At 69.2% G+C, this 14591-nt stretch carries 11 protein-coding genes; 5 read left to right on the top strand and 6 right to left on the bottom strand.

Annotation, left to right across the window (positions count from 1 at the left end; genetic code table 11):
- Nucleotide 1: 1 nt before the first annotated feature.
- Both WMF24_RS04800 and WMF24_RS04795 read left to right on the top strand, forming a co-directional pair.
- Nucleotides 2–883 carry a UbiA family prenyltransferase gene (locus WMF24_RS04800; RefSeq protein WP_437735155.1) on the top strand — a complete coding sequence of 294 codons (882 nt, stop codon included), beginning with the start codon at nt 2–4 and terminating at the stop codon, nt 881–883.
- A 120-nt stretch (nt 884–1003) separates the two neighbouring features.
- Nucleotides 1004–2659, top strand: a complete 1656-nt coding sequence (locus WMF24_RS04795) for a hypothetical protein (protein WP_437735154.1) — start codon at nt 1004–1006, stop codon at nt 2657–2659.
- A gap of 10 nt (nt 2660–2669) precedes the next feature.
- On the opposite strand, the gene WMF24_RS04790 is transcribed toward WMF24_RS04795, so the two are convergent.
- Genes WMF24_RS04790 through WMF24_RS04780 form a run of 3 tightly spaced genes read right to left on the bottom strand, consistent with a single transcriptional unit; the run spans nt 2670 to nt 5721 of the window.
- A complete protein-coding gene (locus tag WMF24_RS04790; protein WP_437735153.1) occupies nt 2670–4043 on the bottom strand; it encodes an alkaline phosphatase family protein in 1374 nt (457 codons plus the stop codon).
- 11 nt (nt 4044–4054) lie between these two features.
- Nucleotides 4055–4939 carry a TatD family hydrolase gene (locus WMF24_RS04785; protein WP_437735152.1) on the bottom strand — a complete coding sequence of 295 codons (885 nt, stop codon included), beginning with the start codon at nt 4937–4939 and terminating at the stop codon, nt 4055–4057.
- Between the two features lie 23 nt (nt 4940–4962).
- Complete coding sequence (locus tag WMF24_RS04780) at nt 4963–5721, bottom strand: EboA domain-containing protein (protein ID WP_437738764.1); 759 nt, start codon at nt 5719–5721, stop codon at nt 4963–4965.
- A gap of 58 nt (nt 5722–5779) precedes the next feature.
- Between WMF24_RS04780 and WMF24_RS04775 the strand changes: the two genes are divergently transcribed.
- The 3 genes from WMF24_RS04775 (at nt 5780) to WMF24_RS04765 (ending at nt 10163) form a co-directional block, all read left to right on the top strand.
- Complete coding sequence (locus WMF24_RS04775; RefSeq protein WP_437735151.1) at nt 5780–7366, top strand: PQQ-dependent sugar dehydrogenase; 1587 nt, start codon at nt 5780–5782, stop codon at nt 7364–7366.
- An 89-nt stretch (nt 7367–7455) separates the two neighbouring features.
- Nucleotides 7456–9327 carry an MYXO-CTERM sorting domain-containing protein gene (locus WMF24_RS04770; protein WP_437735150.1) on the top strand — a complete coding sequence of 624 codons (1872 nt, stop codon included), beginning with the start codon at nt 7456–7458 and terminating at the stop codon, nt 9325–9327.
- Nucleotides 9328–9401: 74 nt separating this feature from the next.
- A complete protein-coding gene (locus WMF24_RS04765; RefSeq protein WP_437735149.1) occupies nt 9402–10163 on the top strand; it encodes a YdcF family protein in 762 nt (253 codons plus the stop codon).
- A gap of 134 nt (nt 10164–10297) precedes the next feature.
- On the opposite strand, the gene WMF24_RS04760 is transcribed toward WMF24_RS04765, so the two are convergent.
- The 3 genes from WMF24_RS04760 to WMF24_RS04750 all read right to left on the bottom strand — a co-directional run bounded on the left by WMF24_RS04760 (nt 10298) and on the right by WMF24_RS04750 (nt 14563).
- Nucleotides 10298–11422, bottom strand: coding sequence for a glycosyltransferase family 2 protein (locus WMF24_RS04760; protein ID WP_437735148.1), 1125 nt, complete (start codon nt 11420–11422; stop codon nt 10298–10300).
- A gap of 184 nt (nt 11423–11606) precedes the next feature.
- Complete coding sequence (locus WMF24_RS04755; protein WP_437735147.1) at nt 11607–14015, bottom strand: peptidylprolyl isomerase; 2409 nt, start codon at nt 14013–14015, stop codon at nt 11607–11609.
- Nucleotides 14016–14017: 2 nt separating this feature from the next.
- Nucleotides 14018–14563, bottom strand: coding sequence for a YdcF family protein (locus tag WMF24_RS04750; protein ID WP_437735146.1), 546 nt, complete (start codon nt 14561–14563; stop codon nt 14018–14020).
- Nucleotides 14564–14591: the final 28 nt, after the last annotated feature.

Genomic DNA, 14591 nt, shown 5'->3' with positions numbered 1-14591 from the left:
GATGACGTCACGCGCGCGGGTGTATCTGCGGCTCGGCCGCGTCTCGAACCTGCCCACGGTCTGGACGAACGTGCTTTGCGGGATGGCCCTGTCGGGAGCCGGCCTGCGGGCGCGCGAGGTGGCGCTCGTGGGGCTGGCGGTGTCGCTGATGTACGTTGGCGGCATGTTCCTGAACGACGCCTTCGATCGGGAGATCGACGCGCGCGAGCGCCCGGAGCGGCCGATCCCTTCCGGCCTCGTGAGCGCCCGCGAGGTGTTCGCGGTGGGGTACGGCTTGCTCGGCGCGGGGGTGTTGATCGTCGGGGGGCACGCGCACACGGAGGGCCGGGGCGCGGCGCCGGCCGTGGCGAGCGCGTTGCTCGCGGGGGCGATCGTGCTGTACGACGCCTGGCACAAGGGCAATCCGCTGAGCCCGGCGCTCATGGGGCTGTGCCGCGCGCTCGTCTACGTGACGGCGGCGCTCGCGGCCGGGGGGCAGCTCGGGCTCGCGCTGCTCGGAGGGGGGGTGGCGCTGCTCTTCTACCTGATAGGCCTGACGGCGATCGCGAAGCAGGAGAATCTGCTGGCGGTCCGCAGCCTGTGGGCGCTCGGCTTCATGGCGGTGCCGTTTCTCTACACGATGGGGACGCCGCTCACGGGGATGATGGGGATCGTCGCCTACGGGGCGCTCGCCGGGTGCGTGCTCCACGCGATCGGGCTGCTCCGGGGGACGCGCAAGGACCGGATCCCGCGCGCCGTGGTGACGCTGATCGCGGGGATCTCGCTGCTCGACGCCGTGCTCATCGCGAGGACCGGCGCGCCGGGGGCCGGCGGCGCGGCGGCGCTCGCGATGCTGGGGTTCCCGCTGACGCTGGCGATGCAGCGGGTGGTCAGGGGGACGTGAGGGAGAGATGAGCGTTCGACCGCGCGCCCCCTGCATCTTTCCTCGCGAGGAATCACCCCGAGACTCGGGAATACATTGAGCCGCCGGAGACAAACGCATATGACGTTACGCCACGTTCGAATGGTACGAGCCAGTTTTCTGGCGCTCATCTTTACCGGATCTGGATGCGGGCTGCTCCTCGGGCTTGATGATTTCGAAGATGCACCTGCATCAGGAGGTCAAAGTTCGGGCGGGGATGGCGGCCTCGACACCTGCCGCCCTGACACGTCGGAGCAATGTTACGGTGGTCCGTCCGATACCGAAGGCGTCGGTCTTTGCAGATCCGGGACACGGACGTGCGACAGCAGCGGCGAGATGTGGAGCGCCTGCCATGACGAGGTGCTGCCGCAGCCGGAGAGCTGCGCCTCGCCCGAAGACGAGAACTGCGACGGGTTTGATTGTGCAATATGGTCCAGAGTTAGTCACCTGACCAACACCGCAACGCGCATCACATCGATATCCGCCAACGACAATCATCACATTTTCTCAGTAGGAGAATTCCAGGACACCGTACAGTTCGGCAGCGAACCCCTGATCAGCGCCAACCGAATCGACGACACCAACCTCGACGCATTCATTGCCTCCTTCGACAGCACCGGAAGCCATCGGTGGAGTCGTCAGTTTGGCGACGAGATGCATCAAGCAGCGACCTCCACGTGCGTCGACAGCTCAGGCGATGTCATCTTCGCCGGAATCAACGACGGCAACATCAACCTTGGCGGAGGCGAGATCGGCCCCGGCGTATTTGTCGCGAAGTTCGACGACGATGGCTCCCATATATGGAGCAGAGGCATTCACGGGGCTCCGGAGGGCGACCCCGGCCGTTTTGCAACTACCCAGAAGGTATATTGCACCCCGGCTGGCGACGTGATCCTCGCCGGGGGATTTGCTGGAACGGTTCAGCTCGACGAGGTTACCTTCAGCACGCACCCCCCGGACGCGTACGACATCTACATCGTGAAGATCAACGGGAGCACCGGCTCCTGGAGCGCAACGGATGGTGGTTGGTCGAAGAAATTCGGAGGTTCGGGTAACGACAGTGTGGCCGACGTTGTCGTGCGCTCCGACAACAACACCATCATCATCACAGGAACGTTCACGGGACGGATCCAATTTGGAAGCTTTTCGTCGACCGTCGACAATGGGATGTATCTGGTCAGTATCGATGGTACCGGGAAGCCCACCTGGGCGCGTAGCTTCGGCAACGCTCGCCCGCATGCTCTGAGCATCGATGCGCTCGGCAACACCTCCATCACAGGCGCCTACGACCATCCTGTTGATTTTGGAGGTGGCGAGCTTCCAGAGTGGAACCAGAACCAGATGACCTTCACGACGCAGTTCGACATCGCGGGTAATCACAGATGGAGTCGGGGATTCCTCGGAAATATGACGATGTCAACCATCAACACCGATCCCCTCAACAATGTCGTGCTCGCCGGCCAGGGGAGCTACAGTTTGAGGATCGACGACAACGAAGTGTGGACAGTGGAAGATTTTCCCTCCGCGTTGGTGATCAAACTCGATCCTGAAGGGAGAACCATCTGGAAAAAGTCGCTTCCGAACACCTGGAGCCACATTGTGACGTCAGTGGTTGCAGCGACCGATCTCAGGGGCGAGAGCATCATTTCCGGAAGAGCGACGTACCCAGGAGGCTCGAGCACAGGGACCATCGACTTCGGCACCGGTCCGCAGCGTACGGGCGAGCACTCCTTGTTCATCACAAAGATTGGAAACTGAACTCCGCCCGTCAACCAAAGACGTGGTCCAACACCGTCGATGCAACATCAGTAGCGCGAACTGTGTCGCCTAGCGCGCCTGAGTCATGGCTGGATAGGAACACTGGCCCCCGTTCCAGGGGTTCGAGCAAGCGCCCATGGGACCCGCGCACCAACGCAGGATCGAGGGGGATCACGTCCATGAGGTAACGGAGGCCGAGCTTCTTCTTGAGCAGTCTCCAGGCGACATGAACCGGCAAAACACGCAGCTTAGGATCAGCGAACAACTCGACTGGATCGTACCCGGGCTTGCGGTGGATGTCGACTGTCCTGGCATACTCCGGCGCCCTTTCCTCATCTAGCCAATAATAGTAGCTGAACCATCGATCTTCGCGAGAGACAGCGACAAGCTCGCCCGAACGTGGATGATCCAACCCGGCAGAACGCTTGCCTTCAGCGTCGAGGACAAAGTCCACTCCGGGCAACCTTTCGAGCAACGATTTCACCTCCTCGACACGTTCCGGACGACGCACGTAGACATGCGCCACTTGGTGGTCCGCCACGGCGAATGCCTCGGACGCGCCGGCGTCGAGCTTCTCGAGCCCACGCTCGACGCGCACGCGCAGGAGGCCATGCTCTCGGAGCGTCCGGTTGATGTGCACGGCCCCGGAGACCCGTGTGATGCCGTACTCGGACAGGACGAGCACGCGCGCCCCATCCTTCCGCACATGCTCGATGAGCTCGCCGCACACCGCGTCTACGGCGCGGAGATCATCCTTGATCGCGGGGTGTTCCGGCCCAAGGCGTTGCAGGTTGTAGTCGAGGTGCGGGAGGTAGACCAACGTCAACGTCGGCCGGCGCGTATCGTAGACGTGGCGCGCGCACCGCGCGATCCACTCCGTGGACCGGATATCCGCGTTCGGACCCCAGAAGTTGAACAGAGGAAACCCGCCCAGCCGGAACACGAGCTCATCGCGCAACGACGCCGGCTCGGTGTAGATGTCCGGCAGCTTGAGCCCGTCCGCCCAGTAGATTGGCCTCGGCGTTACCGCGTAGTCTGCCGAGCTGTACATGTTGTACCACCAGAACAGCTTGGCGCAGGTGAACGTCGGGTCGCGCCGGCGCGCGGCCTCCCAGATCTTCTCCCCGGTCACGAGCTGGTTCGCCTGGCGCCACAGGTTCACCTCGGCGATGTCGCGGAAGTACCAGCCGTTCGCGACGCAGCCGTGGCGGCTCGGGAGGAGGCCTGTCGTGAAGGTCGACTGGACCGTGCACGTGACGGCTGGCAGCACGGTCTGCAGGGGGCGCATGACGCCCTCCCGGGCGAGCCGCTGCAGGTTCGGCGTGGCGTCACCGAGGAGTTCGCCGGTGAGCCCGACGACGTTGAGGACGACGGTGCGGTGCATGGGTCTGCTCGTCAGCTTTGCACGACAGGGGTTTGCCCCCGCAACACGGAGTTGCCCTCGAACAGCTCCCGCTGATCCACGGCGGGCATCTCCCCGAACTCCGATAGATCGAGGCGGCCGCTCTGAGCGAAGAAGGCGAGCGGATTCTTCCACACGATCCGCTCGATCACATCGTCCGTGATACCGTTCTCGCGCATCCGCGCCGCCGTCTTCGGCACCTTCAGCGGATCGCTCACGCCCCAGTCCGCCGCGCTGTTGATCAGGATCCGCTCGGCGCCGTATTTCTTGACCAACGCGACCATCCGGTCCTCGTCCATCTTCGTGTTCGGATAGATGGAGTGACCGGCCCAGCAGCCGGTCGCGAGCACGAGCGGCAGCGTCTCTTCGTTGTTGTGGTCGATGAGTACGCGCTCCTCCGGAAAGCGGAGCTCCCGCACCAGGGCGAGCGTCCTCTCGGTCCCCCGCTTCTTGTCGCGGTGCGGCGTGTGCACGAGGACGGGCAGATCGTGCTCTCTCGCGAGCTCGACCTGCAGGGCGAAGTATCTCTCCTCCTCGGGCGTCATGTCGTCGAACCCGATCTCGCCGACCGCGACCACCCCTTCCTTGTCGAGGTAGCGCGGCAAGAGATCGATGACGCCTTGCGCCACGCGAGGGTTGTTGGCCTCCTTCGGGTTGAGCGCCAGCGTGCAGAGGTGGCGGACGCCGAACTGGCTGGCCCGGAAGCGCTCCCAGCCGAGCAAGGAGGCGAAATAGTCCTCGAACGTGCCGACGTGCGTCCTCGGCTGGCCGAGCCAGAACGCGGGCTCGAGGACGGCGACGATGCCGGCGGCGGCCATCGCCTGGTAGTCGTCCGTCGTTCGCGATGTCATGTGGATATGAGGATCGAATAGCTTCACTGGTCCCTCCGACGCACGCGGCTTCACTCGGCGATCCGCGTCGCGCGCTCGTGCTCTTGCTCGAGCGAGAGCAGGCCGATGTCGGCCGGGACGCTCCGGCCAGCCGCCCTCCGCTCGCTCGCGAAGTCCTCCGCCATCCTGGCGAGCTCGCTCGATCGCCGCTGCTCCAGCCCGACGACCCTCGCGAGCGCCACGCCCATGAACATGGCCTTCAGGACCATCTGGTTGAAGTTGAGGTCCGGAAAATGGGCCGCCGGGTAAGGATTCTCGCAGGCGATCGCCTCGAAGACGGGCAGCTCGTTCGTGCGACACGCTTCGACCGCGAGTGGGACGAAGCGCTCTGCATCGGCCACGAGCGGCAGGGCCCGCAGGAGCGCCTGCCGCTCCCGGCCGTCTCCCTGCTGGTAGCAGTCCCAGAGCAACCGATCGAGCTCCGGTGTGGGAAGGCGCCTCGAGACCAGCGAGAGCATTGTGATTCGACCGAGTTCATCCAGCCGCCAGTCGTCGACTGCTCCGACGACACCGGCGGCCGCCAGGGCGTCCCGCTCGTCGGCGTGCAGCCCGAGCGGCGCCTTGCCGAGCACGCGTACCGCCGCAGTGAATGTCGTCAGGAAGCGGTCGCGATCGAACCAGGCGAACGCGTCGTTGGCCGGTGCGTCAGGCGCCCGGCCAGGACGCGTACCAGGCCCGGTGACCCGTTCGACGCGCTCCAGCCAGGAGCCCGCCGCCGGCGGAACCCGACGCGATAGGGCTTCGAGGAGTGGTAGGGAAGGGTCTTGCATTGTCGTCGTGCTCGCGGGTCCCGATTTACCTGCCGCAAGATGGCGACGGCGCCAAGCGGTGGAAAAATATATCAACGAGCGCCTCGTTCGGATAGTCTCCTACGGCATGATGGACCAGAAGCGTTCCTTTATGTCTTTCATGCCGATCGCAGCCGCCCTCCTCGGGCTGGGCTTCAACCTGAATGGCTGCGGCAGCAGTGAGACCGGAGCCGGCGGGGGAGGTGGCGGCGGGGGAGGATCCGGCCCCGGCGGACCGGGTTCCGGGGGCGGCGCGTCGACGGGCGCCCCCACGAGCAGCGCAACGGGCTCGGGCACCAGCGGGACCGGCGGGACCAGCGGGACCGGCGGGACCAGCGGGACCGGCGGGACCAGCGGGACCGGCGGGACCAGCGGGACCGGCGGGACCAGCGGGACCAGCGGTGGGGGCGCCGGCCCAGTGACCGGGACCGGCGCGGGTGGGCATGGGACGATCGAGTGCGACGAGCCGGGCGGAACCGTGCCGCCGCTGAAGCTGACGGAAGTGGTGAGCGGCCTGCATCGACCCCTTTTCATGACGAGCGAGCCCGGCGATGCCAGCCGGCTCTACGTGGTGGAGCAAGGGGGGACGATCCGACTTGTCCGCGGAGGCGTACTGCAGAGCACTGCGTTCCTTGATATCTCTGACGAAGTCCAGCAGATCGAGTGGCAGGCCGACGAGCGTGGCCTTTTGGGGCTCGCCTTTCACCCTGATTACGCGACCAATGGTAGATTCTTCGTGTACTTCAACACGAGATCACGCTCGCGGGTCCTCCGAGAGTACAGGCGTTCAGAGTCCAACCCAGATCAAGCTTCTCCGCGGGCGCAAAACGAATTCTTCTCGATACCGGTACGGAGAGCCAACCACAACGGCGGGATGATCGCCTTCGGCCCTGACGGCATGCTCTACATCGGCGTCGGCGACGGCGGCAGCGAGGGCGACGTTCAGGATCCGGACAAAAATGGACAGAACATCATGGTGAAGTACGGCAAGATCCTGCGGATCAACGTCGATACTTACCCGACTCCTCCCGCCGGAAACCTCCCCAACGGCGATCCGGACATCTGGGATTACGGCCTCCGCAATCCGTGGCGGTTCAGCTTCGACAGCTGCAACGGAGACCTCTACATAGGCGATGTTGGAGCGAAGTCGGTCGAGGAGATCAACGTCGAGCCGCGCGGCCAAGGACACAGAAACTATGGGTGGAGCGTCCGCGAAGGAAACGGCTGCTACCCGCCTCGCGGGGGGGAGCCCGCCGAGGAGGCCTGCCCGCTGGTAGGCCACACGCCACCTGTCGAGGTGCACGGGCACGGCAGCGGCGACGGCTCCATCACAGGGGGTTATGTGTACCGCGGCAGCAGGATCCCCGCGCTGCGCGGCACTTACATCTACGGCGACTTCTCCTCGAACCGCATCTATAGCTTCGTCTGGAAGAACGGCAGCATCGTCACTAAAAGGCCTCTGACGGCGGATCTCGAGAGCGCGGATACTCTGCGGGCGCTCGCTTCGTTCGGAGAGGACGCCGCCGGCGAGCTGTACGTTGTCGATTATTCGCCGATCGTGCCTCCGGATCCTGACGCCGGCACGGCTGGCACGAGTGGACGGCTGTACCGGATCGATCCCGAATGATGAGGTGAAATCAAGCTCGTAAGGTGAAACCGCCGCCTGATGCGAGCAGAGCAGTGCGGTGCAGCGGCAAGCCATGAGGACGGGATCGAATGTTGACCACACGCGAGAGGGCTGCGGCTCTACTAGGACTGCTCGTCGGGCTCGGGCTGCTGAGCCGAGACGCGGCCGGCGGAATCGATGATCTCCAGGGCACGAAGCCAGGGGAGCTACCGAACAATGGGGAGTTCTCCTCGTCAGAGACGTGTTACGGCTGCCATCGAGCCCTGCCCAACACCAGCCCGCCCCAGTCCAAGGACTACATGCCCTTCGACACGTGGGCGGGTACCATGATGGCGAATGCGTGGCGAGATCCCGTCTTCACCGCCGCCCTCACCGTCGCCGAACAGGATATGCCCGGCGTCGGAACGTTTTGCGTGCGCTGCCACTCCCCCATCGGCTTCGTGCGCGGTCGAGCGACGCCCCCGTATGGGTCAGCGTTCGATCCCGATCCGAGCCTGGAAGGCATCGTTGATGGTCAAGGCGTCGGCTGCGATGTGTGCCACCGTGCAACGACCTCTCCGGCACCCAACGCCCCCTACATCCTGGGCAACGCGCAGCTCGTGTTCGGGCACGAGATTGATCCCGAGGAGCAAAAGCTGGTCAAATACGGCCCCTACGAGAACGTGATCTCCGAGAACCACGGCGGGAAGGAGGAGCCCGCCATGTCCAGCTCCCGCTTCTGTGGCCAGTGCCACCAGGTCACGAACCCCGAAGTGATGCTGCGGGATCTGAGCGGCAAGCCGACGACCGTCGAGTTTCCTCTCGATACCACGTTCGAGGAGTGGGCCTCCAGCGATTTCCGAGACCGCGGCGCGAGCCCGAAGAGTTGCATCGATTGCCATATGCGCAAGAGGGATGGGGAGTGGACTGTCGCCAAGGAAGGTGTGCTCCGCACCGATCCGCGCGACCACCTGATCGTCGGCGGCAATCACTGGGGCATCCAGGCCGTCATGGCGGCCGACCCGACCCGCGCCGCGGAGTACGCCACCTCCTTCCAGCTCGCGCTGGACCGCACCCTGGAGAGCCTCGCCTCCGCCGCCTCGGTCACGCTCGTCGAGGCCCCACAGCAGGCCGAGCCCGGAGACGAGATCACCGTCACCGTGCGCGTCGAGAACCTCACCGGTCACAAGTTCCCGACCGGCTACGCCGAGAGCCGGCGCGCCTGGATCGCCGTGTTCCTCGTCGACGAGGCCGGGGTCGAGCGGCCGCTGCTCGGCGGCTATGACGCCGACACGGGGGAGATCCAGCACGCGCCGCCGACCCACGAGTACCGGGCGGTGCACGGGCGTTGGAACAGCGAGGCGGGCGTGGGCGAGAAGGAGGAGCACCTCGCGCTCCACGACATGATCATCTCGGACACGCGTATCCCGCCGAAGGGCTTCGTCGCGTCGCAGACCACCCAGGCGACCCAGGAGATCGACTTCAGCGACGGGAACGGCGGATACCGCAACTACGACGAGGCGAGCTTCACGCTCACCGTGCCGGCCGACGCCTTCGGCGCCCAGACCCTCTCGGCGCGCGTCTACTACCAGTCGATGACCAGGGAGTACGTCGAGTTCCTGCGCTCCGCGAACGTGACGGACAACAAGGGAGAAGAGCTCATGGCCATCTACGAGGAGACCGGCGAGGCGCCGCCGATCCTCGTGGACAACGAGGATGCGCCGCTCGATCTGGGAGCCCCGCCCGATACGACCGGCAGCAACGGCGCCAGCAGCAGCGCCGGCAACGGCGCCGGCGGCAGCGGTGGCGGCGGCGCCGGCGGCGATCCGACCGGCGGCGCCGCCGACGGAGCCCGCGACGACGGCGGATGCGGCTGCCGGACGCCCGGCAGCGGCCACGACCGGTGGCTGCCCGCAGCGCTCGCCGCGCTCGCCCTCGCCTCCGCCGCTGCCCGGCGCCGGCGAGCGCCCCCGTCCCCTTGAGCGACGTTTTTCGCTCGCCCCGCTGCCCGGTGACAGCATAGACACCTACCGAGCGCCTCACGGCGAGCCCCGCCTTGCCCATCGCCCGCCTCGTCGATCCCCTGTTCCTGCTCCTCGTCGCCACGGGGCTCGGCCTCGCGCTCTCCGGCGTCGACTGGAGCTACCGCGCGCGCCGGGCGAAGGTCGGACGGGCCCTCGCGTGGAGCGCCTGGCTCGCGCTGTGGCTCCTCTCCATGCCCTGGGTCTCGAGCTCGCTCGTGCGCCGGGTCAGCACGCCGCCGAGGGACCTGCGCGCCGACCTCGCGGGGACGCCGCTCGAGCGGCGGGTGCTGATCCTCCTCACCGCCGGGATCGACGCCGACGAGTTCGGTGTGCCCCCCATGGAACGGCAGTCGGCAGCGGGCCTCGAGCGCTGCCTCGCCGCCGTCCGCGTCTACCGCGAGTACGGCTTCGGCCACGTGATCATCTCGGGACAGGACGTGCGGCGCGCGCCCACCGAGCTCGCCGGCAGCATGGCCGACCTGCTCGTCGAGCTGGGCGTGCCCAGGAAGAAGATCATCCTGGAGACCGAGGCGCGCGACACCCGAGAGAACGCCATCCACTCGGCCCGGATCGCGCGCAGCCTCTCGGCCGAAAGGGCCGTTGTCGTGACGAGCGCGCTCCACATGCCGCGCTCGCTCCGCATGTTCGAGCGCGTCGGCCTCGACGTCCTCCCCGCGCCGGTCAGGTTCCAGTCGCTGCCGCCCGACGGGGTCGAGCGGCTGATCCCCTCGTCGCTCGCCCTCTACCGATCACAGCGCGTCGTTCACGAGATCGTGGGCCTGCTCGACATGTGACCGGCGCGATCATCACGGCTCCGCCCTCGGGCGCTCGCGCCTCGCTCCCTGCTGCCTCCGCCCGCGGCATGCCTTCGCGCGACGTCGCGCCCTTCCACGGCGTCGCGCACCGCCGTCCGCCCCCGCGCCCCGCGTTACCAGGTGACCCTCTGCGACCCGCGGAGGAAACGCCACAGGCCGACGACGGCCGCTGCGTTGAGCACAACGAAGGTGCGCGCGAGCGTGCCGAGCTTGCCCGCAGCGCCCCCGAGCGCGGCGAGCAGGTAGAAGGCCACCTGACCCCCGAACAGCGCGCGCGTCGCGTAGAGCGCCCACGAGACGTCGCCGCTTGTCTCCGCGCCGATCCAGGCGACCGTCGACGTGAGCAGCAGCACGGCGAGCGCCCAGGGGCACACGAGGCGGAGCAGCTTGTGCGAAAAGACCTCGAGCCAGGACGGGTTCCTGAACGGGACGAGGAGCGCCGGAAGCAGCGAGAAGAGCTGGTAGTTGCCCGCCAGCGTGCGCACCTTGCGGCCGAACTCTCGATCGTCGCCGAAGGCGTCGTCGTACGCGATCGCGTCCTGCGCGAAGAGGATCTCGCGGCCCTGGAGGCGGAGCCGCATCGGCACCCACATGTCATCGAGGATGACGCCCTCCGGGAGCTGGCCCATGTCGGCGCGCCGGATCGCGTAGATGGGACCGGTCACCCCGACCATGCTCCGGAACCGCCCCTCCTGGAGGCGGATCCAGTTCTCGTAACGCCAGTAAGCCCCCGAGCCCGCCGAGCCCTTCAGGACCAGGTTGCCGGAGACGCAGCCCGCGTTCGGATCGGCAAGCAACCGCACGAGCGCCCGCAGCGCGCCGGGCACGAGGGGCTGTCGGACATCGGTCATCAGGAGCACCTCGCCCGTCGCGACGCCGAGCATCGTGTTCACGCCGATCGGCTTGCCGCGCCGCGCCTCGCTGACGATCACCTTCACCCGCGGGTCGCGCTCGGCGAGCTGTTGGGCGACGCGCACCGTGTCGTCGGTCGACCCGTCGGAGTAGAGCAGGACCTCCAGCTTGTCCTTCGGATAGTCGAGCGCGAACAGGCTCTCGACCTTCGCCGGGAGATACGACGCCGCGTTGTAGACGGGGATGCACGCCGTCACGGTCGGCAGGTAGCTCGGATCCTCCTTCCGCCGCGCCGGCCACAGGCGCGCGAGCACGCCGATAACGACCGGGTACCCGAAGTAGGTGTACACGAGCACCGCCACGGCCAAAAAGGAGGCAATTACCACGTTAACCTGTAAAGCGCCGGTCGGGGGCGGTTGTCAATCGACATGGATCGCCCCGCGGCGACCGAGCGGATTGCGTCACGTGCGCGTCGCGCGCGGTCGGTTCGCGATCGGCTCGCGAGCAGTTCCCGGTCAGCTCCCGCTCAGTTCCCGCTCAGTTCCCGCTCAGTTCCCGTTCAGCTCCCGCTCAGTTCCGCACCTTCACGCTCCGGATGACGTCTCCATCCACGAGCGCGGCCCACGGACCGGCGGCGACGCCGACGGCCGCGTACTGGCCGTCGAGGTGCGGCGCGCGCGCGTGCATGACGAAGAGCTGGCTCGATCCGGTGTCGCGGCCGGCGAGAGCGACGCCGACGCGGAGCGGCTCGAACGGGACCGGCGACGTCTCGCAGCGGAGCGCCGGCCTGCCGGGCGGACCTCCGGCGCCGTCGCCGAACGGCGCGCCGAACTGCGTGACGAAGCCGGGCACCACGCGGTGGACGATCTGGCCGTCGTAGTAGCCCGAGCGCGCGAGGTCGACGAAGCGGGTGACCGCGACCGGCGCGAGCGCCGGGTCGAGCGTCATCGTGAGCTCGCCGGCGTCCGTGTCGAACGTCAGCACGGCCGGCTCGCGCACGAGCGCGGACGCCTCGGCCGGCACGTCGCCCACCGGCGGCGCGACGGGCGGCCGCCCCGCCGCGCCCGCGTCGCCAGGCAGCCCGGCGTCGCACGCGACCTTGCGGCCCCGGAGCACGCCGAGCGCCGTCCCCGCGCGCGCCCGCGTCGTCGGGTAGCTCGACCTGCAGAGCTCCTCCAGGCGCGCCTCGGCCGCCCGGAGCGAGAGCGCCCCCGCCGCGTCGATCACCGCGCCGATGAGCTCCGGGTCGTCGCGCGCCGCAGGGCGGTCGAGGATCGACAGCAGCGCGGCCTCGATCGCCGGCGACGTGACCGCGGCGGGGGCGTCCTTCGCCTCGCGCCTCGCCTTGCGCTTGCGCTTCCCCTGCGCCGGGGCCTCCGACGCGCGCTGCGGCTGCCGCGCGATGACCTCGGCCGCGGCGGCGACGAGGCCGGGCTCCTCCGCGGCGAGCGCCTTCGCGAGCAGCCCGGGCGCGCCGACGATCTCCTCGTGCGAGGCGAGGAGCTCGATCGCGGCCTCCCTCGCGCGAAGGTCGCCCGACTCGGCGTAGGCGCGGAACGCGGCGAGCCGCGCGCCCGTGATCGCGCCGCGGCCGATCACCTCGACGACCGCCCGCGCGCCGATCGAGCCGCGCACGGGGGCGCCGGCGTCCGGCTTGCTCGCCGGATCGTCCGGCGCGGTGACGTCGCAGCCGAGCAGCAGCGGGTCGCGGAAATTCTCGCCCGCGAGGAGCCTGGCCGCGCCGCAGCGGAGCCACGCGACGCGGCGGAGGAGCGCCGGGGGCGCGCTCGGCGGCGGCGGCAGGGCGGCGAGCTCGCGGAGCGGCTTGCGCGCGGCGCCCGCCGCGCCGAGCGCCTCGAGCGCGGTGAGCAGCGCGCCGAGGTCCTCGCTCACGAGGCCCGTGAGCGCGATCGGGTCCGCGCTCGGGACGAGCGCGGCGACCGCGTCGGCGAGCGCGCGCTGGCCGGGGGCGCCGAGCCGCTTCAGGGCGCGCGCGGCCTCGGCGCGCTCGCCCGCGGTGAACACGCCCCGCGCGCCGAGCACGCGCGCGAGCTCGCCGACGGCCGGCTCCCCTGCCCTGCCGAGCGCGCGCACCGCGAAGATCCGCGCGTCGCCCGCCTCCGCGAGCCGCGCGGTCGCGACGTCGCGGATCCGGGGGATCACCGTGAGCGGGACGTGCTCCAGCCGCCCGATCGGGTAGAGCGCCTCCGGGACCGGCGGGCTGGCCGCGCTGCCCGAGGCGAGGTTGAGCAGCGCGACGAGCGTCTCCTCCCGCAGCTTGAGCTTGAGCGCCGCGAGATCGCCGAGCGCGTAGGCCGCGTGGATGGCGCGCTCGCGCGGCCCGTCGAGCCACGCGACGAGCGTCGGCTCCGACGTCTCGGCGCCGCACCGCCCGATGGCGCGGGCGATCGCGCCGCCCGCGTCGAGCCGCGGAGTCCCCGCGGCGGCGCCGCCCGCCGCCGCGACGCTGCCCACCGCCGCCGCGACGCTGCCCACCGCCGCCGCGGGCGCGGCGGCGCCCGGCCCAGCGGCGCCCGGCGCGCCCGTGAGGACCGGGCCGGCGTCGCGGGCGAGGGCGCGCGCGACGAGCAGCGAGGCGGTCTCGCCCTCGTGCCCCTTGCACGAGGACCCGAGCCCGTACGCGGCCCACGCGATCACCTCGTCGTCCTCGTCGGCGAGCGCCCGCACGAGCCCGGGCCGCGCCGCGTCGCCGCCGATGCGCGCGAGCGCCCTCGCGGCGGCGCGCCGCACCTCGACGTCGCGGCTCTGCTGATCGGCGGGGCTCACCTCGAGGGCGGCGCGGCGCTGCTCGGCGGCGAGGAGGACGCCGATCCGGTCCTGCGCCCCGCCGCCCGCCGGAGCCGCCGCCGCGCTGCCCGCGTCGGGGGCGGGGCCGGGCGCCGGCTGCCCGGTGCAGGCAGCGAGGGGCTGGGACAGCGCGAGCAGGGCGAGGAGAGAGGAGGCGCGCCTTCGGTGCATGATCACGGTTCCCCCTGGCGGGCGCGGTCGAGCAGCCAGGCGGCGCTCTCGCTGAGGATCTGCCGGCGGCGCATGGCGCGCGCGTCGAGCCACATGGAGACCACCTCGTGACCGCGCTGCCACGCGCGCGCAACCATCGGCGCGCTGACGTGCGGCGACGGCAGCGCGCAGGCGTCGATCCCGACCTCGCGGAAGTTCTGGAGAGCCCTCGCCATGTGCCAGGGACAGGTGACGATCGCCGCCCGCCGCGCGCCCATGCGGCGCAGGAGGGCGGCGCTGAAGATCGCGTTCTCGTGGGTCGTCAGCGACCACAGGTCCTGGACGATCGCGTGCGCCGGGACGCCGCCGCGCCGCAGCTCGGCGGAGAGCACGCGCGCCTCGATCTGCGCGCCCCAGCGCCGCCCGCCGCTGGCGATCACCCAGGGCGCGACGCCCTCACGGTAGGCCTGCGCCGCGGTCGCCGCGCGGCGCGCGCCGGGGGCCGCCGGGCGCCCGGACGGGAGCATCCTGCAGCCGAGGACGACGATGGCGTCCGCGTGGAGCGGCATGGGCCCGACCATAGCCCATCGCCCGCGA

Origin of the sequence: Sorangium sp. So ce1335 (assembly GCF_051521615.1) — a bacterium.
In the GTDB taxonomy this organism is placed as follows: domain Bacteria; phylum Myxococcota_A; class Polyangia; order Polyangiales; family Polyangiaceae; genus Sorangium.
This window is presented reverse-complemented; position numbering and strand designations above follow the sequence as displayed.

Excerpts from the sequence above, each read along its gene's own strand:
- WMF24_RS04795 (WP_437735154.1), top strand. The coding sequence starts at position 1,004 with ATGGTACGAGCCAGTTTTCTGGCGCTCATCTTTACCGGATCTGGATGC.
- WMF24_RS04790 (WP_437735153.1), bottom strand. The coding sequence starts at position 4,043 with ATGCACCGCACCGTCGTCCTCAACGTCGTCGGGCTCACCGGCGAACTC.
- WMF24_RS04780 (WP_437738764.1), bottom strand. The coding sequence starts at position 5,721 with ATGCAAGACCCTTCCCTACCACTCCTCGAAGCCCTATCGCGTCGGGTT.
- WMF24_RS04770 (WP_437735150.1), top strand. The coding sequence starts at position 7,456 with ATGTTGACCACACGCGAGAGGGCTGCGGCTCTACTAGGACTGCTCGTC.
- WMF24_RS04750 (WP_437735146.1), bottom strand. The coding sequence starts at position 14,563 with ATGCCGCTCCACGCGGACGCCATCGTCGTCCTCGGCTGCAGGATGCTC.
- WMF24_RS04755 (WP_437735147.1), bottom strand. The coding sequence starts at position 14,015 with ATGCACCGAAGGCGCGCCTCCTCTCTCCTCGCCCTGCTCGCGCTGTCC.
- WMF24_RS04800 (WP_437735155.1), top strand. The coding sequence starts at position 2 with ATGACGTCACGCGCGCGGGTGTATCTGCGGCTCGGCCGCGTCTCGAAC.